This is a genomic window from Shewanella sp. GutDb-MelDb, assembly GCF_002836075.1.
Taxonomy (GTDB): domain Bacteria; phylum Pseudomonadota; class Gammaproteobacteria; order Enterobacterales; family Shewanellaceae; genus Shewanella.
The window spans coordinates 1-22,602 of record NZ_PJBM01000107.1 but is presented as its reverse complement, the minus strand read 5'-3'; the positions used below and the strand labels follow the sequence as shown (position 1 = coordinate 22,602).

At 43.1% G+C, this 22,602-nt stretch carries 19 protein-coding genes; 9 read left to right on the top strand and 10 right to left on the bottom strand.

What is annotated here, in order from left to right; all coding sequences use genetic code 11:
- Nucleotides 1-331: 331 nt before the first annotated feature.
- Nucleotides 332-1,546, bottom strand: a complete 1,215-nt coding sequence (locus CXF82_RS01785; RefSeq protein ID WP_157822931.1) for a serine hydrolase domain-containing protein — start codon at nucleotides 1,544-1,546, stop codon at nucleotides 332-334.
- A gap of 1,745 nt (nucleotides 1,547-3,291) precedes the next feature.
- Here CXF82_RS01785 and CXF82_RS01780 point away from each other — a divergent pair.
- From CXF82_RS01780 to CXF82_RS01765, 4 genes are all read left to right on the top strand, one after another.
- Nucleotides 3,292-3,558: a DUF4212 domain-containing protein gene (locus CXF82_RS01780; protein WP_101092156.1), complete on the top strand. Its 267-nt coding sequence runs from the start codon at nucleotides 3,292-3,294 to the stop codon at nucleotides 3,556-3,558.
- Between the two features lie 31 nt (nucleotides 3,559-3,589).
- Nucleotides 3,590-5,308, top strand: coding sequence for a sodium:solute symporter family protein (locus CXF82_RS01775; protein ID WP_101092157.1), 1,719 nt, complete (start codon nucleotides 3,590-3,592; stop codon nucleotides 5,306-5,308).
- A 146-nt stretch (nucleotides 5,309-5,454) separates the two neighbouring features.
- Nucleotides 5,455-7,302, top strand: a complete 1,848-nt coding sequence (locus tag CXF82_RS01770) for a DUF294 nucleotidyltransferase-like domain-containing protein (RefSeq protein WP_102039749.1) — start codon at nucleotides 5,455-5,457, stop codon at nucleotides 7,300-7,302.
- A 5-nt stretch (nucleotides 7,303-7,307) separates the two neighbouring features.
- Entirely contained in the window at nucleotides 7,308-7,985 is a 678-nt protein-coding gene (locus tag CXF82_RS01765) for an exonuclease domain-containing protein (protein ID WP_102039750.1), read from the top strand.
- Nucleotides 7,986-8,015: 30 nt separating this feature from the next.
- Here the strand turns inward: CXF82_RS01765 and CXF82_RS01760 are convergent, their stop codons facing one another.
- Nucleotides 8,016-9,767 (bottom strand): ATP-binding protein, encoded by a 1,752-nt coding sequence (locus CXF82_RS01760; RefSeq protein WP_102039751.1) that lies wholly within the window; start codon nucleotides 9,765-9,767, stop codon nucleotides 8,016-8,018.
- A 22-nt stretch (nucleotides 9,768-9,789) separates the two neighbouring features.
- The gene (locus CXF82_RS01755) at nucleotides 9,790-10,323 is read right to left on the bottom strand and encodes a heme NO-binding domain-containing protein (protein WP_102039752.1); all 534 of its coding nucleotides are present in this window, start codon (nucleotides 10,321-10,323) and stop codon (nucleotides 9,790-9,792) included.
- Nucleotides 10,324-10,600: 277 nt separating this feature from the next.
- Here CXF82_RS01755 and CXF82_RS01750 point away from each other — a divergent pair, with 277 nt between their 5' ends.
- Nucleotides 10,601-11,179 carry a lecithin retinol acyltransferase family protein gene (locus CXF82_RS01750; protein ID WP_102039753.1) on the top strand — a complete coding sequence of 193 codons (579 nt, stop codon included), beginning with the start codon at nucleotides 10,601-10,603 and terminating at the stop codon, nucleotides 11,177-11,179.
- A 58-nt stretch (nucleotides 11,180-11,237) separates the two neighbouring features.
- Here CXF82_RS01750 and CXF82_RS01745 read toward each other — a convergent pair whose 3' ends face one another.
- The 5 genes from CXF82_RS01745 to CXF82_RS01725 form a co-directional block, all read right to left on the bottom strand.
- The gene (locus tag CXF82_RS01745) at nucleotides 11,238-12,302 is read right to left on the bottom strand and encodes a ketoacyl-ACP synthase III (RefSeq protein ID WP_101092163.1); all 1,065 of its coding nucleotides are present in this window, start codon (nucleotides 12,300-12,302) and stop codon (nucleotides 11,238-11,240) included.
- 97 nt (nucleotides 12,303-12,399) lie between these two features.
- Nucleotides 12,400-13,071 (bottom strand): GntR family transcriptional regulator, encoded by a 672-nt coding sequence (locus tag CXF82_RS01740; RefSeq protein WP_101092164.1) that lies wholly within the window; start codon nucleotides 13,069-13,071, stop codon nucleotides 12,400-12,402.
- 107 nt (nucleotides 13,072-13,178) lie between these two features.
- Nucleotides 13,179-14,744, bottom strand: a complete 1,566-nt coding sequence (locus tag CXF82_RS01735; protein WP_102043575.1) for an aldehyde dehydrogenase (NADP(+)) — start codon at nucleotides 14,742-14,744, stop codon at nucleotides 13,179-13,181.
- Nucleotides 14,745-14,785: 41 nt separating this feature from the next.
- Nucleotides 14,786-15,787, bottom strand: coding sequence for a 4-hydroxyproline epimerase (locus CXF82_RS01730; protein WP_101092166.1), 1,002 nt, complete (start codon nucleotides 15,785-15,787; stop codon nucleotides 14,786-14,788).
- A 79-nt stretch (nucleotides 15,788-15,866) separates the two neighbouring features.
- Complete coding sequence (locus CXF82_RS01725; RefSeq protein ID WP_101092167.1) at nucleotides 15,867-16,781, bottom strand: dihydrodipicolinate synthase family protein; 915 nt, start codon at nucleotides 16,779-16,781, stop codon at nucleotides 15,867-15,869.
- A 166-nt stretch (nucleotides 16,782-16,947) separates the two neighbouring features.
- On the opposite strand from CXF82_RS01725, the gene CXF82_RS01720 reads away from it, so the two are divergent.
- Nucleotides 16,948-17,988, top strand: coding sequence for a proline racemase family protein (locus CXF82_RS01720; protein ID WP_101092168.1), 1,041 nt, complete (start codon nucleotides 16,948-16,950; stop codon nucleotides 17,986-17,988).
- Nucleotides 17,989-18,057: 69 nt separating this feature from the next.
- Nucleotides 18,058-19,332 (top strand): NAD(P)/FAD-dependent oxidoreductase, encoded by a 1,275-nt coding sequence (locus CXF82_RS01715; protein ID WP_102043574.1) that lies wholly within the window; start codon nucleotides 18,058-18,060, stop codon nucleotides 19,330-19,332.
- Between the two features lie 136 nt (nucleotides 19,333-19,468).
- Here CXF82_RS01715 and CXF82_RS22745 read toward each other — a convergent pair whose 3' ends face one another.
- Nucleotides 19,469-19,744: a ribosomal maturation YjgA family protein gene (locus CXF82_RS22745; RefSeq protein WP_374702350.1), complete on the bottom strand. Its 276-nt coding sequence runs from the start codon at nucleotides 19,742-19,744 to the stop codon at nucleotides 19,469-19,471.
- On the opposite strand from CXF82_RS22745, the gene CXF82_RS22450 reads away from it, so the two are divergent.
- Nucleotides 19,731-19,871: a hypothetical protein gene (locus CXF82_RS22450; protein WP_198553534.1), complete on the top strand. Its 141-nt coding sequence runs from the start codon at nucleotides 19,731-19,733 to the stop codon at nucleotides 19,869-19,871. The two genes, CXF82_RS22745 and CXF82_RS22450, sit on opposite strands and share 14 nt — an antisense overlap.
- A gap of 124 nt (nucleotides 19,872-19,995) precedes the next feature.
- On the opposite strand, the gene CXF82_RS01705 is transcribed toward CXF82_RS22450, so the two are convergent.
- Nucleotides 19,996-21,300 (bottom strand): aminopeptidase P N-terminal domain-containing protein, encoded by a 1,305-nt coding sequence (locus CXF82_RS01705; RefSeq protein ID WP_102043577.1) that lies wholly within the window; start codon nucleotides 21,298-21,300, stop codon nucleotides 19,996-19,998.
- Nucleotides 21,301-21,434: 134 nt separating this feature from the next.
- On the opposite strand from CXF82_RS01705, the gene gmhB reads away from it, so the two are divergent.
- Nucleotides 21,435-21,986 carry a D-glycero-beta-D-manno-heptose 1,7-bisphosphate 7-phosphatase gene (gene gmhB / locus CXF82_RS01700; protein WP_101092171.1) on the top strand — a complete coding sequence of 184 codons (552 nt, stop codon included), beginning with the start codon at nucleotides 21,435-21,437 and terminating at the stop codon, nucleotides 21,984-21,986.
- The last annotated feature ends 616 nt before the right edge of the window (nucleotides 21,987-22,602 follow it).

Sequence of the window (22,602 nt, the reverse complement as noted above, 5' to 3'; positions counted from 1 at the left end):
CGGAAATAGCAGGTAAATCCTTTTTGGCAATAATTGGGGCGGGAATGTCCATACGCATGCTAGCTCGATGAATGATGGAGTACGCTAAGAGAACTAGAACAGTGAGTTATTTAGTTGCGTATAAGAGGCTTTCATAAGCATTTTCAATGCCACAGAAATGTCTAATTCAACCTGATGGAGTCATATTTTTTTAAGTGAGTGAGGGGTAATAAGTGGGGCCAGACTCTGACGAACCCCCAACAATATTTCTGCCTCAATAGCAAAAAGCAGAGTGGTATCACTCTGCTTTTTAGCTTGGTCATTACTGACCACTTAGTTGACGAAATGAGTATTACTTAGTACGCAACTCGTTAATCACATCAACTGCATTGATTAACTGCTTTTGTAGGCTCGGTACGTCTGTATTTGTGTACCAGTCCGATAGGTAGATTACTGAGTAACCAGATTTAATGTCAGCAAAGCCAGTTTGGCCGAATGAACCATGAGAGTAGATGATGTCCTGATCTAGCATTGTATAAGACTGCATGTCGTACGTTGTAGGGCTTGCAGCGGCAAATACATCTTTAATTACAGGTGTAACGTTAAGTACGTCATTAGATGAGTCCTTTAACTCTTTATAGAAAGAACTACCCGCCTTGCCTTGTGCAATGTATCCAGTGAATAATGCATAATCGTATGCGCTTATGTTGATCCCGTATGATGGAGACGTTGTGCCATCGGACGTTTTAGCAATTTGAATTTCGTTATTACCACCGTAACTATTGTGTAGTTCAGAAATTAACTGCTCAAATGGCTTACCTTCAACCTTAGCGATTATGAGTGCTAGCGTATCTGAGTTTTGGTCAGTGTAGTCCCAGTTAGTTCCGCGCTCGAATGACGTTGCTTTAGCAGCCTTGATAGCATTCAAATGACCAATGGGTTCACCTGCATTTTGCAGTCCGATTTCTTTTTCCCACTCGTAGCCATTAGAGCCTGGTGTGTGGTAGTCGCTTAATGGTTCAATACCTGAGTTCATTGATGCCAATTCGCTGATAGTCGCTTCACCAATGATAGAACCTTCTAGCTCTGGCAAATAAGTCTTAGCTATCTCATCGAGTGAAAGCTTGCCAGAGTCAACAGCGTGGCTGAGCAATACACCAACGAAAGTCTTAGAGGCCGATTGCAAGTTATTTAGCATTCCGGCTTTAAAGCCATTATCGAAGTGCTCTGCTAGAACCTTACCATCTTTCATTACTACGAAAGCCTTAACCTGAGTATCGACCAGGACTTTTCGTAGCTCAGGTGAGATCTCAAAACCACCAATACGCTCAACTTTTACTGCGTTATCAGATGCAGGTAGCTTGTGAACGCCGTAACGTAAGAAGTCTGCAATATGTGCTGATGCGTATGTGTAATAAGGCCACTGTTGGAATGCATCGGCTGGAATTTCTTCTACCGTGTAACCTTCATAAAACTTAGACAAAGGGACTTTATCTGCTGCAAAGGCTGTAAATGCAGCTCCAAAAGTTGTTGCTACTAGGACGGTTGCTAAGATTGCTTTTTTCATTGTTAATTCCTTTGCGGGCTGTGCCGCGACTAAGTTGTAAATGGAACGCTTCGGCTTTACTTGGTTACTAAGCCTAATCAATGTTGATAATTTAATTGATAACGAAGCTTTATAACCACCATGTACTATTCGATTTTGTAATAGAAGCGGTGCAGAACTGGCAGGCAAGTTGTTTTTGGCAATAATTAGGGCTGGAATGTCCATACACATGCAGTCTAGATGAACGATGGAATGCGCTAGCGGGAACTAAGCGAACTAAAGCAGTGGGTTATTTAGTTGCGTATAAGAGGCTTGTTATAAGCATTTTCAATGCCACAGAAATGTCTAATTCAACCTGATGAAGTTATATTTTCTTATCTATTAATGCTTGCTCAGTGAACCTATTAATATCTGTCCAATAGCGTACTTGAAAAACAACGCTCTGCTAAATCAGGCTTTGTGAAGTGGTATAGCGAATTTGGCCACTGTATTGGAGGTTAGATTATTGAGGTTAAATACAAACGGCTAAACCTCGAGATATATCCATGTAAAACACGTAATGGGGCATAAATGCGTTAGCTGCTGACCAAAGTGGTTCCAATGACATGCGGTCGGCGTATGTGCAGACGCTACTGAGACTCGCCGTAAACACATCCTTGTAGGCTCAACGAAAACGTCTGACCTCCAAGGATGGAGGGAATGCCAAATTCTGTAGGGAACAGAATTGGCCTGTTTTCGCAGGCATCAGCCGCATCTACACTGGGTTATAAAAGCGCAAACTCTCAGCATTTGAGATTTAAATTTAAGAACACAAAAGTTCCCGTTCCACAACATAATCATAAAACACCAATACCCCATCGGAAGTGTTAGGTTATTTCGAATAAGTACGAGGGAGATAACTTCGTCGGGGGCGTCATGGTGGATGCAAGGAGGATAGGCCGCTCTTTGGCATCTGACCCATATGGATATGGGAAATGTCTATATGATGTCGGGAACATCATTGACCATGCCATCGCGGCATTTGTGAATCAATTCACATCAGACGAGCAGTCCTTCTTGCTCTGGTGTGGGCGAAGCGCCACGACCTTAATCAAGCGGAGCTTGGTTGGGCATGTATGACTGAATCGTTTTGGTGCAAAAAAGAGTTAAGAAACTCAACCCATTACAGCCAAATCGAAGAGGCAGATGAGCAGGTGTAGATGCAGCTGTGGCCGTTGACAGCAAGGATGCTGTCGTCGAGCTTACAAGGATGTACTTGCAGCGTGTCACAGAAGTATCTGCATATGAGCACGCTGCAAGCGATAGATAACACAATGCAGGAATGATTTTCAAACACACCTCAAAATACCCATTCAGCCAGAAGCTCAAATTTAAACTAAGACAATGTAATCAGTCTTCATTCGAAGGCTAGCTGGCTTTACTTCCCAAACCATCCGAAACTAATCCCCAAACCAAGCGACGCGCTACAGAATTCTTAGGATGAGAAACAGTCTCATTTGCCAAACCATGTGAAATTTTTTGCCAAATCTCGCGACGCGCTACAGCTCATACAATAAAAATGGCTAATACCTTGGTCTAACTAAGTGTTCGATAAACGAGCTTGGTTTACGTGCACGTAAACTTGTATCTTGTTGTAATGTTTATGTTATCTATCATTATCATTTGTGGTTGCCGTTAGCGTTAGACTAAGGTCGCGATTGTTGTTCGCCGCATGCTTGCTAGATTAAACCCTGACTTAATATAAAAATCAGCACAAGGGAGTCGCTATGAGTTTTGAAAGCAACGAGAAGGCAGAAGGTTATTGGCGTGAAAATTTACGCCTAGTACTCGGTTTGTTAGCCATATGGGCAACAGTATCATTCGGGTGCGGTATTTTATTAGTAGATGTACTCAATGAAATCCATTTCATGGGGTTCAAGTTGGGATTCTGGTTTGCACAACAGGGTGCTATGTATGTGTTTGTTGCGCTTATTTTTGTCTATGTCGCGAAGGCGAATGCGTTAGACAAAAAATATGATGTGCATGAAGACTAATTACAAAGAACTTATTTAAAGGAGCTATGAAATGGATGTACAAACACTCACTTATTTGATTGTAGGGGTAACATTTGCCCTCTATATCGGTATTGCTATCTGGGCTCGAGCCGGTACAACAAAAGAATTCTATGTGGCGGGTGGCGGTGTTCACCCTGTTATGAACGGTATGGCTACCGCAGCAGACTGGATGTCGGCTGCATCATTTATCTCACTTGCGGGTATCGTGTCATTTACCGGCTATGACGGTTCAGTTTATTTAATGGGTTGGACGGGTGGCTATGTTCTGCTAGCGCTTTGCATGGCGCCCTACTTACGTAAGTTTGGTAAGTTCACCGTGCCTGACTTTATTGGCGACCGTTATTACTCACAAGCTGCGCGTACCGTGGCGGTGGTGTGTGCCATCTTCATTTGTTTCACCTATATCGCGGGTCAAATGCGTGGTGTAGGCGTTGTATTCTCAAGATTCTTAGAGGTTGAGGTTGAAACCGGTGTTTATATCGGTATGGCGGTGGTGTTCTTCTACGCTGTTTTAGGCGGTATGAAAGGGATTACCTACACTCAAGTTGCACAGTATTGCGTCCTTATTTTTGCTTTCATGGTGCCCGCTATTTTCATCTCGGTGATGATGACTGGCCACATTTTCCCTCAAATCGGTTTTGGGGCTGAGTTAATCGATGCTGCGGGCAATGGCACTGGGGTTTATCTTCTTGATAAGCTGGATGGGTTATCTGCTGAACTCGGATTTTCGCAATACACTGAAGGTTCAAAGAGCATGATAGATGTGTTCTTTATTACGGGTGCTTTGATGTTCGGTACTGCAGGTCTTCCTCACGTAATCGTACGTTTCTTTACGGTACCTAGAGTAAAAGATGCGCGTGTATCAGCGGGTTGGGCATTAGTCTTTATCGCTATTATGTACACCACTATTCCAGCATTAGCCGCGTTCTCTCGTGTCAACATGATTGAAACCATTAATGGCCCTGAGTCTACTGGAGTTGCCTATGAAACGGCACCTGAGTGGATTAAGAACTGGGAAAAGACTGGACTGATTACGTGGGATGATAAGAACGAAGACGGCAAGATTTACTATGCCAAGGGTGCAGAAAATGAGATGAAGATTGACCGCGATATCATGGTTCTAGCGACCCCTGAAATTGCTAATCTTCCTGCTTGGGTTATCGCGCTGGTTGCTGCGGGTGGTTTGGCTGCTGCATTATCGACATCTGCGGGTCTTCTACTGGTGATCTCGACTTCGGTATCGCATGACTTGCTGAAGAAAAACTTAATGCCTGATATCTCAGATAAGAAGGAACTGTTGTACGCCCGAATTGCAGCTGCATTGGGGATTGTGATGGCAGGTTACTTCGGTATTAATCCACCTGGTTTTGTCGCGGCGGTTGTTGCGATAGCATTTGGTCTGGCGGCATCGTCACTGTTCCCAGCTATTATCATGGGGATCTTCTCTAAGACAGTTAACAAGGAAGGCGCAATCTCAGGCATGGTAACGGGTCTACTGTTTACTGCGGCTTATATTGTTTACTTCAAGTTTGTTAATCCAAGTGCAAACACCAGTGATAATTGGTTCCTTGGGATATCGCCAGAAGGTATTGGTATGCTGGGTATGATGATTAACTTTGCCGTCGCCTTTGGTGTCACTAAAGTCACGGCAACCATACCACAAGATGTTGTGGACATGGTTGAGTCTATTCGTTTCCCTAAAGGTTCAGGTGAAGCACAAGATCACTAGTTCCTAATTTGTAAGCAGAATAAGAAGAGCGCATTAAGCGCTCTTTTTTTATGTCTATAACTGGCCTTTGGTCGAATAGTCCTAGCATTGGAGTAAACGCTATAGTGGTCATTGAATATAGAGGATGTGAGCTAGGGAGTGGTTAAATGGATGCAAGCGAATTACAACCCATCATGCAGTTTTTACAACAAAGCGTACCCTTTGAGTCGCTTGATGAAGCCACGTTGGCGAGTTGCTGCCGTTCCTTAACGGTCGGCTACTACAGTAAAGCCGCAAATTTTGTTCCTTTAGACCCGTCACACCCGCAACTTTATATTGTTAGAAGTGGCGCGTTCGAAGTCAGAGATATTAATGGTGAGCTATTAGATAGGCTCGGCGAGGGCGATTATTTTGGCTTTCCGTCTTTATTATCTGGAGAGCAGGCCAGTAATCGGGTCGCTATTTTAGAAGATGGCCTGGTCTACCATTTACCGCCTGATATATTTAATCTACTGCGCACTAAAAGCCGCGAGTTCGATCGATTCTTTAATAAGGCGTTTGCAAAGCGCCTAAGGCATCAAGGACGATTTAAAGCAAAAGAGCTGACAACGACTAGCCGTATTACCACCTTAATGTCTAATTCTCCGCTAATGATCGACATGAAAGCCTCCGTTGCTGATGCGGCTAGGTGTATGCGAAAGTCGCGCGTCTCTTCCGTACTGGTTATTGATAATAATAAGCTCGTCGGTATTTTAACCGATAGAGATTTACGTAACCGTGTTTTGGCCGAAAACTTTGATGGTAACCTTCCTGTACATCAAGCAATGACAACCACACCAATCTCAATTGAATCAAACTCTCTGGTATTTGAAGCGATGCTGTTGATGAGTGAACATAATATTCATCATCTGCCCGTGGTCGACAATGGTAAGGCAAAAGGGGTGATTACCAGTACTGATATTTTACGCGGCCAGAGTTCACAGCCTTTATTGTTGATTGGCGAAATTGAGCGGCAAAAAGATCTTGCTAGTTTGATTCAAGTCAGTAAACAGATCCCTCTTTTACTGCAAAACCTGATCAGTGCCGATGCAAGAGCAGAGGAGATAGGGCGAGTGTTAACGTCGGTCACTGATGCATTAACAAGGCGGCTTATTGTATTAAATCAGCAACTGTTAGGTGAAGCACCTATGGCATTTTGTTGGTTAGCGTTTGGCTCTCAGGGTAGGCAAGATCAAGCGGCATGTTCAGATCAAGATAATGGTTTACTACTTGCCCATGAACCGGATGCTGCAGCACAAGGTTATTTTGAAGCGTTATCGAAGGCGGTTTGTGCTGGGCTTGATGAGTGTGGTTATATTTATTGCCCTGGTGACATTATGGCGCAAAATCCTAAATGGAGAATGTCACTTAATGGTTGGCGATCTGTATTTGATAAGTGGGTTAATACACCGGATCCTAAAGCGCTAATGCACTGCAGTATATTTTTTGATATGCGCTCTGTTTTTGGACCTCAATCTTTGTTTGATGGATTACAAGATGATGTTCTTAAAAATACTCAAGGTAATGATATTTTCCTCGCAGGTCTGACCGGTAATTCTTTAACGAGTACACCCCCCCTCGGTTTTTTCAGAAAGTTTGTGTTGGAGCGTGATGGAACTGAGGTCAAAGGGATTGATCTAAAACACAAAGGTAATGCGTTGATTAATGATATTGCACGGGTGTATGCATTGTCTGCTGGCATTAAAGAGGTTAACACCGCTAAACGAATTAGAGCGCTAATGGATCAAAATATCATTAACCGCAACGATGCACTTAATTTGGCTGATGCGCATGAGTTTATCGCGCATATGCGGCTATCTAATCAAGGTTACCAGTACACTCATGCAAAACCGGTGACCAACTATCTAATGCCTAAAGACGTCTCTTCTTTAGTACGGCATCAATTAAGAGATGCCTTTAAAGTGGTACACGATGGACAAGTAGGGCTTAAGTTGAAAATGATGCGGAGTTACTAATTCTTTTGAAAAGCCTTTATCTACAGAGCAAGTTGCGCTGGCGTATCTTCAAAGCGGTTAATAAGACCATTGAAGCCTATTACCGTGCCGTATTGGATAATGTATCAAAGCCTTTGTCACAAATTCCGCTGATGGCTTTAGATTTAGAAATGACGGGTCTGGATCCTCAATGTGACCAGATTTTAAGTATTGGCTTGGTGCCTATTTACAATGGGATGTTGCAGCTTGAAAAAGCACAACATAAATTGGTGAGTATTGAAGGTAGCGTTGGCGATAGCGCGATAATACACGGCATTGTCGACAGACAGTTAGCAACAGCGACGTCAGCTAAAGAGGCAATGGTCTGGTTTTTAAATCAAACACGAGGCCATGTGTTAGTGGCGCATCATGCGCCTTTAGATATGTGTTTTCTTAAAACAGAGGTTCATCGTAGTCTAGGTGAACGAATGTCTTTTCTTGCAATAGATACAATGTCTCTAGAGCGAAGCCGCTTATTACGGCAACATGATGTCATTAAAGAAGGCTCTTTAAGGCTAGATGCATGTCGGCGCCGCTATGGTCTGCCAATATATGCTGCGCATAATGCGACGGTTGATGCATTGGCTTGTGGTGAGTTGCTCTTAGCTCAAATGGCGGGGATAGCAGGCCAAGATGAGTTGAGTTTGTTTGATCTTATTCGCTAAATAACTCGTCCATAAAGACTGGATAAATACTTACTGCTTTGCAGCATCAATAATGTGTCCCCATTTTATCAGTGCACTCTTGATATCTTCTTGTTGATAAGGTTTATTGATTATTTCGTCCATTCCACAGTGGTAACATTGTTCAGTTTCCACCGAGGTTGTACTAGCCGTTAAGGCTATGATGGGTTTGGTATAACCTTTGTCGCGCAGTAAAGTTGTTGCTTCAAATCCATCCACGACCGGCATTCTGCAATCCATAAAGATAATATCAACGCTATTGTTCGCGAGGAAGTCTATCGCCTCTTGACCATTATTAGCCATGGCGGGGGTTATTTTGAATTTAGCTAAAATCATTTCAATCAGCATTTGGTTAACTTTACTATCCTCCACGACCAATACGTCCAGTGTCTCGATAGGATACTGAGCTTGAGGTTGTTTGATATTTAATACGCTTGTTTTAGCGATATCTAGGGGTAAGGAAACATCAAAACAACTACCTTCACCTAGGGTCGATGTTAATCTGATGTCTCCTTTCATTTCATCAACTAACTGTTTGCAGATTGCGAGGCCTAACCCAGTGCCTTCATAGGCTCGATTACTCGAGTTATTCACTTGAGTGAAAGGGTCAAAAAGTGTCGGTATTTTGTCTTCTGGGATCCCGCAGCCACTATCTTGGACCGTAAAACACAGTGCTTGCTCGGCCCAATAGATATCGACTTTTATCTCACCTTGTCTGGTGAACTTTATCGAGTTGCCAATAAGATTGACTAAGATCTGTTTGATACGATCTGGGTCACCAATTAATGTCTGTGGAATTGATTGTTGATAATGGTAGTTAAATAACAGCCCGAACTCATCGGTGCGCTGTTTGAAAATATCGAATATCATTTTGCACAATTTCTCAGGAGAAAAATTAATCTTTACAATCTGCAGCATCCCAGCGCTCATTTTACTGAGATCAAGCAAGTCGTTAATAATCACCCGCAATAGCTCGCCTGACTGATGCATGGTATTGAGTAGTTGCTGCTGATAGCTCGACAACGATGTATCAAGCATCAGATCAGCGGAGCCTAATAGACCATTAAGTGGGGTTCTTAATTCGTGATTAATCATCGCGACAAAATCACGAGTAGACTGCTCTGAAGACTCTGCGCGCAACTTCTCCTTGATGGTATTTTCTAATAACTCTTGTCGTCGTTGTGCTGCGCTGATCATGTCACAGAATAGCAGAAGCTGTTTCTCAACGGTATTTTGCCATGAGGTTGGGGATTCAATAACGAGTGTGAGACTGCCTAAGATAGAGGCTTCAGTTTTGATGATAAGCTTAATCTGCTGATGATCATCAGACCAACATAATGGTTGGTTTGCGGTTGAAATAGGTTGGATCAGGGCTTTGTTACCGGCTAAAAAAGTATCAAAAACATTTTCTTTTATCGGTGATTTGAAGCGGATACGACTCGCTTTAATATTTTCAATGCCAATCAGGTCATCAAGTAAGCGCTGTAATAATATATTGGAGATAGGTTTTTGCAAAAGCAGTTGATTGTAATCGAGTAAAATTGATTCTAAATGGCTTTTAAAATGCAGCAGAGCCATGCCTTGCTTAGACTGCTCTTTTATATGAATGAGTGAGTCTTCGACAAGTTGTTTTGCACTATAAAGTTCTCTACTTTTTTCTTCCAGCAGGACTTCAGCTGCCTTTTTTGCTGCTTTTTCTCGGATTATTTTTCGATTAAGCAATTCAATTCTATTGGTTAATGCTTGGATTTCATCGTTGAGCATAGATTGTGCATCGCCTCACTGTTTAAACATAAGTGATGGTAAATCGGACTTCTGATTGGTCTTCTGTTATTGGCTCCATTGTAATTTCAATGTTTTCACCAAAATGCTCAGCACAGCCTCGAATCAGCCCTAGGCAGACATGCGACATACAGCGTGCGGACACATAATCCATGACTAATTGACTTTCAGTGGCTGAAATAAAGTTGAAAGTAGGTGGGTTGGCATTTTGATAAAGTTTTTTGACTTCTATATGAATATATTCCTCCACGCTTTTGATAAAGCTAAAGGTGGAGTCTGACTTGCCTTCGAGGCCAGGCATACTGTTAAACAAGGTGATAAAGACGGATTTACCGTAAACCTCTTGTAGGTCTTCAATAGATATCCCAGTTAGTTTACTTAAGCTTACGATGAGTTTGATGAGGTCATGGTGGTCATACGTGCCTACACTGGTATAAACACCGTCGTTTTGGTTTTCATCGAGGATCTGTTGACAGATCTCTAATCCGAACGTGTCTTCGACTAATTCTAAGAACTCAGCAAAAATGATTCCCTTCATATGTCACTCCTTAATACACTACTTATTATAAAGTAGTGTATTAGTTGATTTTATTCAATGATACTGGGGTTGTTATGCAGATTAAATGTACGTTAATTTCGCTTGTAAGCCCTCGCTCGCTCGTCATTACTATTGTCATATTGACGTTTAAATTCAAGAGATGAATATGATGACTATAATTTACAGGTAGTTTTGCTTACATTTTTAGGCTTCTTAAATTAAGCACTGTTCTATAACTTACTTGATATTAAGTGTCATTAGCGCGATAGGGATTTTTATGCCATTACCCTTGGTTTGGTTAGGAGCTGCAGCAATTGGTGCTGCTTTGATTGCTGATGAACGTAAAAATCAAAAAGACATCGCGACGAAGCGATTACACGGTAAGGCTGTGTCTGATCATACCAGGGGTGCCAATGCCGAACTTGGTCCTAGCTTATGGCATACTGGCGATAAGAAAGTTCAACTCGAGCCGGGCTCGATTATTTGCTGTTTTGTTTTTGGCGTCATTGAACACACGGGAATTTGGCTAGGGGACGACACCTTAGTTGAGTTACATGGAAGTGGGTTAGTACGCGCCGTTTCAACTAAGCGCTTTTTGGTCGGCAGAAGTGGCAGTCAGATTTTTCAAGCGTGTAATCATCTTCACCAACCTTTAGTGAGGTCTCAGGTTTTAGCCCGGGCACAACAGGCAATATTTACCTATAGAAAATATGATCTGTTAGACAATAATTGTCATCGATTTGTGTGGCATTGTTTAAGTGGCGAAGAGAAGGCGTTATCGAGTTTTAGTAAACTCAACAATGAAATTGGAATGTACTTTGAAGAAGCTGTCTATTGGGACGAAGCTATCATTTGATACAAAAACACCGACGGTTTAGGTCGGTGTTTTTAAACAAACGGTGTTTCTGGCTAGGCTATTTACAGAAATGCTTTACCGCTTTGCTCACCAGTTCAATACCGGTTTTATCACAAGGTGGCAGCTCTGCATCACTAATATTAATTGGAGTCACTCTGTCACCCCATTTAATTAAGGCTGCGGCCGAGGTCAATCCTGCACCAAATGCACAAGATAAAATGGTTTGATTTGGTAAGATTTTACCTTGCTCTAGCGCATCACAAATCGCAATAGGGATAGTTGCAGCAGAAGTATTACCATAATTTGCAATATTCACAATGGCTTTTTCTTTTGGAATTTTCATGCGGCTAATCAGAGTATCAATAATACGCTCGTTAGCTTGATGAGGGATCACCCAATCGATATCTTCCTTATCGATGCCACATTTCTCTATCACTTTAGTACTTAACTTACCCATGCCTGCAATGGCACGTTTAAAGATCTCTTGACCGTTAAATTCGATATAAAAATCGAGTGAAGCGGCGTCAAATCGATCCATTGCAGTACCAAAACCGGCTTTAAGAATGTCTCTGCCAGCAGGGTCATTATTCAGCTCATAGCCTAAGATACCAATTGCTTCATCTGTTGCTTCTAATACAACCGCGCCGGCACCATCACCAAATAAAACGGCGGTGTCGCGTCGTGACCAATCTAAAAAGAACGACAGTCTTTCTGCACCAATGACGAGCACCTTTTTGCATTGGCCGCTCTTTATTTGTGAACTCGCTAGGCCAACGCCATAAAGGAAACCACTGCATGCAGCATTGATATCAAAGGCTGCGCAAGTTGCACCCACATTCGCTTGAACCGTTGAAGCGATATTTGGGATCAGTGTGTCAGGTGTTGCGGTTGCTAGAATTATCATATCTAGATCGCTACCCTCAATACCGGCGGCAGCAAGTGCTCTTTGAGCGGCAACAGAGGCAAGCTCAGAAGTGTTTACATGACTAATATGACGCTGGCTAATACCTGTGCGAGATTTAATCCATTCATCAGAGGTTTCGATAAATGTTGAAAGGTCATGGTTTGTTAGGGTAGCGGGCGGAACACACTTTCCCCAACCTGTAATCGTGGCGTACTGCATTAGGTTATCTCTCAAAAATAAAAAAGCAGAACCTGCGCTCTGCCTTGTCAATCAGTATAAGTAAAGCTTAACAAGTCTTTTAACGCTCAACAGTGAGCTAGCCCTCTTGTTGAGCAACTAAAACTCTAATAGCTGCCGCAGCATGAAGGATGTGACTGCGTAACAGTTCAACAGCGTTATCAACGTCACCCTTCCTACAATAGTCTAGCAATTCTCTATGATCTTGCTGTGCTTTAGGAATACCACTCGCTAAAAATAGCTGTAAGCGGACATACCGATCACAGTTGGTATTCAGCCCATTGACGACTTCAATGGTATGAGGTTTGTCTGCTGCGCGGTATAAACAGGTATGGAATTGAGAATTTAATCCACTCCAGCGTTCTATTTGGTCTTTATCTTGAAATGCCACATCAAGCGAGTCCAAAATACCTTCAGCTTCCGTTAGGTCATCTTCAGTCATATTGGGGATTGCTTTAGCCAATAGATCTGTTTCGATTAACGCTCTTAAGTCAAATAGTTCAGTGACTTGAACAGCAGATAAAATAGTCGCTGTAGCGCCTTTATGTGCTTCAAACTTAACTAACCCTTCAGCTTCTAATTGCAGCAATGCCTCTCGTACTGGGATCCTGCTCACATTCATTTCATCGGCTAAGGCACTTTGGCGTAATGGCATACCCGCAGCGATTTCTCCAGAGAGAATTTTTTCCCTTAATACTTCGACGACAACTTGAGTACGTGTTTTATGAACGATAGGAGTTTTTCTGCTCATATAGCCTGTTTTTATGTTAATTATTCAAGATGATTTTCTTAGGTTAACGCTTAAATAAGTAGAATGAAAGGGAAACAACTTGTTTCCCTGTACATATTTTGAAATATTTAGAAAGTGGTAATGTTGGCTTGCTCTTCTCTCTGCTTCTGTGGCATGAGTGCTATTGGCATGTTTTGTATACACAAAGGTCGTTCAAATCGAGACATTGCTTGTGTACCAACAGAGGTTGTACGGCTATCCGTACTCGCTGGATAGGGGCCGCCATGATTCATTGAATGACAGACCTCAACGCCTGTCGGCATTTGGTTGAATATCAAACGGCCGACGTTATACGAGACCGATTCGATTAATTGAGCTTGCTCAGCTAACTCATTATCTAGCCCATGAATTGAGGCCGTTAATTGACCTTCCATCTGATCCGCTATTAACTCCATTTGTGCTTGGTTTTCACAGGCTACAATGACAGCGAAGGGGCCAAATACCTCTTGTTGAAGCGTCTTTGAAGCTAAGTAATCTTCAGCGGTGACTTTAACCGCGGCTGGGCGTGTAAAGTGGTTTGCTGGTGAGGACTTACCCTGTGATATTAGCTGTACACGCTTATTCTTAAGCAGTGCTTCGACTTGTGATTGATAGGTCGCAGCAATGCCTGCGGTTAACATGCTTGCGGCAGACTCCAGTGAGATTTTCTCTGCGACTGTCGCGAGATAGCGATTGAGCGCCTCTCCTTGTATTGCCACCACTACGCCTGGGCTAGTACAGAACTGACCATGTCCCATTAACATCGATTGAACTTGCGTCGTCGCTAGGCTTTCTGCTTGTTGTGTTAGTAACTCAGCAAGTAAAAACTGTGGATTAATTGAGCCTAGTTCACCATAAAATGGAATCGGTTCTGCTCTTGCTGCGCAAAGATCCGCTAAAATTCGACCGACTTTTAGTGAGCCGGTAAAGCCGACGGCTTTAATCGCACTATGGCTAACTAATAACGTCGATGATTCTGGCTCTGTTGATTGTATAAGGTTAAATACACCTGCAGGCATTTGACAACGTTCGGTAGCTCGTGCAATTGCGTGGCTAACGAGTTCGCTGGTTGCAGCGTGAGCAGGGTGTCCTTTTACGACGACACTACAGCCAGCAGCAAGTGCTGCAGCGGTATCACCACCGGCAGTAGAAAACGCTAACGGGAAGTTTGATGCACCGAAAACCGCAACAGGACCAATAGGTAAGGTGCCGAGTCTGGTGTCGGGTTTTGGCAGAGGTTGTCTGTCTGGGTTGGCAAGATCAACCAATACATTGTTAATCGGTGTTCTTAATGTACTCGCAAACAATTTGAGTTGTCCGCAAGTTCTGCCAGTTTCACCTTGTAGGCGGGCCATGGGTAAGCCCGTTTCTATATGAGCTGTTTGAGTTATCGCAGCAATATCAGATTGGATCTCTTCAGCAATAGCGTCTAAAAAGTCAGCTCTATTGTCGTTAGTGGTACGCTTATATAAAGTGAAAGCTTGTTTTGCGGCGTTAACAGCAGCGTCGACAATTTGTGATGTCGCATTAGCGAATTGCCACTCAGTGGCTTCATTGATTACAGGGTTCATACTGCTAAATTGCAATGCTTCGTCAGTCCATGCACCATTGATGAGGTGTTGACCACTAATTGCTACCTTTACTAAATCCGTCATATTTGCTCCTGAGCTTACATGCTAATTAATTTAATTGTTGATCACACGACCTGAAAACCGAATGCGTACGGATCACTATCGTCGATAGTGATGGTATTGTTGCCCGTCATTCTGGCCCAGCCTTTAATGCTTGGCATAATGCCTCGGTAATCACCTACTTGTGCTGCAGATTCTATTCGTCCAACAAATTGACTACCGATAATGCTCTCGTGGGTATACTCATCACCCACGTGTAGTTGTCCTTTAGCATAGAGCTGTGCAAGTCTCGCACTGGTACCGGTACCACAGGGTGAACGGTCAATGGCTTTATCACCATAAAAGACTGCGTTTGCACCATCGGAACCAGAAGAGATCGTATCGCCAGTCCAAAGCACATGTGTTACGCCATTTACGGTTGGATCATGGGGGTGAATACAGGTTAATTGTTCATCAGCAATGGCCCTAACAATGGGACTCCAGCGCAGAATGTCTGCAGCGCTCCAGTGACGTAATCCGGGGAAGTTTTCTTGCGGGTCGACAATAACGTAGTAGTTACCGCCATACGACACATCAACCTTTAATGGACCTAGACCTGGAATGTCTAAAACTTGGTCTTGATGTGCAAGATAGGCTGGAACGTTGTATATCTTTACCCAATCGACTTTTTCGTCAGTTTTTTGGTAATCAATTTTTATTTGGCCTGCAGGGACATCGATGATGAGTTTTCCGGGGGTTTTCGCCGTTAATAATCCAGATTCAATGGCTGACGTAATCGTGCCAATGGTGCCGTGTCCACACATGGGCAAGCAGCCACTGGTTTCAATAAACAATATTGACGCGTCAGCATCATCAGAGCATGGCGGGTAGAGAAAGGCACCTGACATCATGTCGTGGCCTCGGGGCTCAAACATAAGTCCTTTACGGATCCAATCGTACTCGCGAAGAAAATGCTGTCTTTTCTCGCTCATGTTATTACCAATAAGATGAGGGTGCCCACTGGTCACCAGTCTCACTGGATTGCCGCAAGTGTGTGCATCAATGCAAAAAAAAGTGCCTTTCAGCATGTATATAGCTCCATTATTATTGTTAGTGTGCTGAGCCATTGTTAAATGAAGGCTCAGCGCTTGGAGTTATGACTTTGGTTTAGTCGATGTTGTACTTGTTTAGATCAATGCGAGTTTCAAGTGCTTGTGCAATAACTTGCTCAACGTAAGCGCGCTCTTCACCTATTAATGGTAGGCGTGGCATACGCACATTTTCACTACCGCGGCCTAAGATTTGCTCTGCAAACTTAATGCACTGAACCAGTGTTGGAATGGTATCAAGTCTTAGTAACGGCATGAACCAACGGTAGATCTCACGCGCTTCTTCAATACGTCCAGCTCGTGCAAGCTTATAGAGTGCGACTGATTCGCGTGGAAATACGTTTGTTAGACCTGAAATCCAACCCGTTGCGCCAAGAAGTAAGCTTTCTAGTGCGATATCATCAACACCGCATAGAATACTGAAACGCTCACCAAAACGGCTTTGCAATTCAGTTAAACGACGTGTGTCAGTGGTCGACTCTTTGATTGCAACAATGTTGTCTTCTTCTGCAAGAATGGCGGTCATCTCAAGATTAATGTCTATGCCATAACTCACAGGGTTGTTGTAGATCATGATGGGTAAATTTGTTGAACGTGCAACGGTTTGGTAATGAGCAACAACTTCGCGGTCTGTACCACGATAAACCATTGCAGGGAGTAACATTAGACCATCGACGCCAAGTTTCTCTACATCTTGAGCATAAAGAGATGCTTGCTCAGCGGTGTTCTCAGTACATCCTGATAATACTAAAATACGGCCTTTAACGGTTTCGACAGTATGTTTGATGAACTCACGTTTTTCTTCTGGGCTTAGAGATGCATTCTCTCCGATTGTGCCTAAAGCAATAATCCCGTCAATTCCATCTCTAATAAGATCTTCGAGCATACGAGCATTTGACTCATAATTGATCGAACCATCTTCACTAAATTGAGTCGAGATAGCGGGGAAAACACCTTGCCAATTTACATTCATATTAAGCCTCTATTACTGCATTTTTACATTTGAAATTATGGTTCGTTATGGGATATTGTATACGTGAATAGACAAAATAATAGACCCTACAACGCGATTAGGAGTAACTAAACTACATTCGCATTGTTGTATACAATATGCAAAACTGTCAAGAGAAAACATCAAAATGAAAAAAATTGATATCAGTCCAGAGCTGGCAAGCACTTATTCAGAATTCAAAACAATAGATGCACATACAGAGGGAGAACCTCTTCGCATTATTATCTCTGGATACCCAGCAATAAAAGGTGAAACTATTTTAGATAAGCGCAAATATGTCACCCAAAACTGGGACGTTTACCGAAAACTGCTCATGCATGAGCCTCGTGGACATGCAGATATGTACGGCGCACTCATTACCGAACCAGTGACATTGAATGCTGATTTTGGGGTGTTGTTTTTACATAATGAAGGCTACAGTTCAATGTGTGGTCATGGCATTCTTGCGTTAGTAAAGGTGATGTGCACCACTGGGGCGATTGAGCTAAATGATGCCGAGAGAGTGATAAAGATTGATTCGCCAGCGGGGTTAATTACCGCTAAAGCTTATCGAGATGGGCAAGGTAAAATTCACGCGAGCTTTAAAAATGTCGACTCATGGGCTGAGTCGTTGGATTGTACTGTAAATGTGGAAGGTTTTGGTGAGGTGCGCTATGACATCGGTTTTGGCGGCGCATATTACGCCTATGTCGATGCTGATGCCTACAGTATCAGTTGTAGCAAAGACAATGTTGCGCAGTTAATCGATATGGGGCGACGCATAAAGCTTGCGATAATGGCATGCCATTATCTAGTGCATCCTGTTGAGGATGATTTAGGTTTTCTGTATGGCATCATTTTCACATCGAAGCTGGTGACTAATCAAGAAGCTCATTCTCGTCATGTGTGTATTTTTGCGGATGGGGAAGTGGACCGTTCGCCAACAGGGACGGGGGTCGCTGGGCGCATTGCGCTACTGCACGCAAAAGGTGAAGTTGAGCTAAAATGTCCATTAATGATCGAAAGTATCGTTGATGGCAGAATGATTGTCAGCGCGACGGCTACATCGATATTTTATGATAAAAAAGCGGTGATCCCTGAAGTGTCTGGTCGCTCTTATATTACCGGAAAACATCAGTTTTTTGTCGACCCTGATGACGTATTCCAAGAAGGCTTTATGTTGCGTTAATGATTGTATTGATAGTTGTATTCGTCGTCGCGTTAAGCGTTGCAGTGAGAATGGAGTAGAGAACAGTAAATGAATAACCACAATCAGAATCATCCCGGTACACTCACCATTGTTGGGGCAGGCATTGTAGGCTTAGCCGCAGCTATAGAACTGCAGCGTGTAGGCTTTAATGTCACGATCATTGACAAAGAAGGCGTGGGCGAAGGAGCCTCTAAAGGCAATGCAGGCCACTTTGCTGCTGAACAGGTATTGCCTTTAGCCGATCCAGCCATGCTAGCAAAATTGCCTGGCATGTTAATCGACCCATTAGGGCCATTTCGCATTCAACCAAAGTACTTTTTTAAAGCTTTACCTTGGTTTATGCGTTTTTTACACAACATGTTGCCGTCGCGAAGAGCTAGAAATGGCAGAGCGATTCAGGCACTTAATCAAGATGCGATAGCGGCAATGAAATCGCTCACCGCATTTTGTGGTTGTGAAGAATTACTGACCTTAAACGGTAGCTTATTGGTGTTTGAAGATACCCCCATCAGCGATGTGCAAAAAGAATTTAGAGTACATTCTGAAGCTGGCATACATGTGAAGTTACTTAACGGCGATGAGGTGAGGGTACTGGAACCCTCATTAAGCAATACGATCACCCATGGTCTGTATTTTACTCACGTAGGGCACACAGCAGATCCCTACCGTTTATGCCAAGCGTTGGCGGCTAAGTTTACAGAATTAGGCGGAAAGTTGGTCACTGAGGAGTTAGTTCATATCAACACTGCGAACACTAATTCGAGCATAACACTGGATATGAGTTCTGGCCGCAGCGAACAAACTGATAGATTGGTTATTGCCGCTGGAGCATGGTCAAAACCCTTTGCCAAGCAGTTAGGTTATTCGGTTCCACTGGAAACTGAGCGGGGTTATCATTTAATGATGCCGCAACAAAGCAGCCTTTCTCGGCCTGTGACTTCCTATAATCGCAAATTCATTATCACGCCAATGATAGGAGGGACGCGACTCGCTGGTACTGTTGAGTTCGGTGGTTTGAAAGCTCCACTTGTGAATGCTCGCGCCGATTGTCTGTTCCCTCATGGTAAGGCGTTATTACCTGAGCTATTTGCGGATGCAGTCGTCACTGATGGCGAGCGTTGGATGGGCTTTAGGCCTTCGATGCCAGATAGTCTGCCAGTATTGGGCCGCAGTCAAAAACAAGCTAATGTGTTTTTCTCATTCGGTCATCAGCACCTTGGCTTAACGTGGTCGGCAATTAGCGCAAAGCTCCTCGCGCAAGAAGTATTAGGCGAGCAAGCTGATATCGATCTTAATCCTTATCGTATCGATCGATTTAGTTAGTCGTGAATGTTGATTTAGGGTTAAAGGTATCGATCTTCTAAGGTAGATAAATGGATAGTTTGGTCATTTTGTAAGTAGGTAGTTAGGCCGATAGATTATAAAAAGGAGCGAATAGTCGCTCCTTTTTTGATTTAGTTCACAGCAATGAAGTACCGTTGGTTCCTTTGCTTATTCCCCGCCCTTTGTTTATCAACATTGTTTCAGACAATGCACCAAACAAAACGCCGACGGTGTAACATATCAAGTCACTCGTTTGAAACCCAACCCCAAGTACTAACGCAGCTAACTTGTAGCTTCTAATTTCGTCAATCCAAGCGGCATGATATAACTGAGAAAACTCTATTGAGAACGAAAATACTAAAGCACATATTATAACTAACTTAATATTAGCGTTGGGTATGATGAGCCCCATTAGCCAGAAAACCATTAGTCCCCACAGTGCATCACCTGCGTATAAAGAGATAAAATCGGGTAGCGGTATGAATGCAGACCTAGAGAATAACCCTGTAACGATAGTGACAGCAGCCAGAGAACAATAAAGTGGTACGTTACGTTTGATACGTTAATTCCTGTTCTAACGAGCTAGCAATGTAGCAATGGGTTGACGTCATGGCAGACAAGCTGCTGACGCTCTGTTGATAAAAAATGAGCCAGTAAACCTTATTATTTACACATAATACGCTCAATATCGTCAATCGTTCTTGGTACATTAGCGGATAAGTTTTCAGAGCCGTTGTCTGTCACCATAATATCGTCCTCGATACGGATCCCCATGCCGCGATAGCCTTCGGGGACATCGAGTGCATCTTCAGGAATGTATATACCGGGCTCTATGGTGAATACCATGCCTGCTTCTAGCGTGCGCCAGTTGCCTTTATCATCGTGATAAGGGCCTACATCGTGTACATCCATGCCGAGCCAGTGACCGGTTTTATGTACCGTGAAGCGTTTATAGCTTTCTGTTGTCATAATGTGTTCAATCGAGCCTGATAATAATCCAAGTTCTTTAAGGCCCTTTGCCATCACTTGCATGCAAGTATCATAAAGGCTAATCCATATCGAGCCAGGCTGTACTATTGCTATAGCTTGATCCAGTGCATTTAACACCAATTGGTAAATGGCTTTCTGCTCAGGGGTAAACTTGCCATTGACCGGATAGCTACGGGTTATGTCGGAGGCATAGTGCTCATATTCACCGCCGGCATCGATAAGTAGCATCTGGCCATCCTGCAGCTCATTGCAATTCTCTTCATAATGCAGGCAACAGGCATTATTACCGCCAGCCACAATATTAGGGTAGGCAACGTCGTTACAGCCATATTTGGCAATGGTGAAATCAAATAGTGAGGATAATTCTCGTTCGTTGATGCCGGGGTGGCATGCCTGCATTACCGCTTTATGTCCCGAGGTGGATGCTGCTACGGCATTGCGGATCTTAATGATTTCAGCTTGGCTTTTTACCACACGCTTTGCGTGTAACATTTTAGCCAATGGTGTGATAGAGATGAAATTCTTTGGAGTATCAAATGGCGCGGTCAACCTTTGATTGTTTGTCCAACGGACAAGTGATGATGAGAATCGCCCGAGTTCATCACTTATATAGAGTGTAGTGATGCTTTGCAGAAGTGGTAATAAGGTTTGCTCAAACTGTGCGATTGAATAGGCTTTGTCTGCACCATAATGCTCAACTGCGCCCTCAACACCTGCTCGAGTACCAAAACTGACTTCTTGCGCTGGATCTTTAGGGCGACAAAATAGCAGATATTCGCTTACTTCGTGTTTGACCAATATAGCGATCGCGTCTGGTTCTTTGAACCCGGTCAAATAGAGAAAGTCATTATCCTGTCTAAAGTGATATTTGATATTTTTACTGCGAACTTTCTGCTGATAGCCTGCAAGGATCACTAAACTGTTATTGGGTAGCTGCTCAAGCAGCTCGGTGCGCCTTTGGCGACATGTATTGAGCATATTCATATTTTCTATAGTTGGTAATGTATATTTTATCCATTACACGGTATTAGGCGATTGATAGCAAGTTCACGGTGCAATTTCGTTTAATGAATGAAATAATAACCGTCATTGGAAAATAGAGAGGCAGCATAGTGAAGCGAGCAGTATTTTTAGATAGAGATGGTGTAATCAACATAGATCATGGCTACGTACATCAAGTCGATGATTTTGAATATGTAGAAGGCGTGTTTGAAGCATGCGTCGCGCTAAAAGAAGCAGGGTTTATTCTTGCGGTCGTGACGAATCAGTCTGGTATTGCACGTGGTTTATATACTGAAGATCAGTTTCATACGTTAACAGAGTGGATGGATTGGAACTTTGTTGATAAAGGTGTTGAGCTCGATGGTATCTATTATTGCCCTCATCATGCAGAAAAGGGCATTGGTGAGTATAAAGTTGACTGCGATTGCCGCAAACCAAAACCGGGGATGCTAAACACAGCAGCTCAGTTTCTGAAAATTGATTTAAGTCAATCGGTGATGGTGGGTGACAAAAGAGATGATATGTTAGCGGCTAAAGCTGCCGGAGTTCCTACACGTATATTAGTGCGTACAGGTAAATCAGTCACTGATGAAGCAATTGCCGCCGCGACAGTGGTGCTGGATTCAATTGCTGATGTACCCGCTTATCTTGCGGCTAACTAAATAAAGAACTCGACCTCGTATTGATATCTGTAAAATGTACCGCCTCATCGTTGGAGTGACTTACAATAGAGTTACTCCTTGACGTCCTCTATAACATTATCTTAATAACGTATTTCCGTTAGACTGAATACAAAAGACCTTATGTAGATATATGAGTGTCTGTTGGACTTGCTCTTTCCTTATAGTCGTCGATGACAATGCAGTTAGCTCGCCCAATACAAGACTTTTAGGTGCAATCCCTATAATAGATAAGTACTGAGTCAGTATTAGTTGACGCCAAAAAGTCGATTTTAGCCCCTTTTTTGTACGTATCGTTTGGTAACTATGCGGTTGACGTGATTATTTCATTTTTATGAAGAAAGACCCTTGTGCTCTCTCAGAAACCCCCTATAATTCGCACCCACTGACACGGTACAGCAGGCCAATCGCTCTTAGCAAACGCTAGGTAGCACGGGACTTGCAGCGGTGTTAGAGAGTTAAATCTTCTCGGAGATGAGACTCAGGTGACAAGCGCTTTAAGGGCTTCGGGTTTGATAGCTTTTTACATTAGTGATTAAGAAATCAGCACTTGAATAACTTCTTAATATAAGCCCTTGACGCCGACACTGGAGCGTGT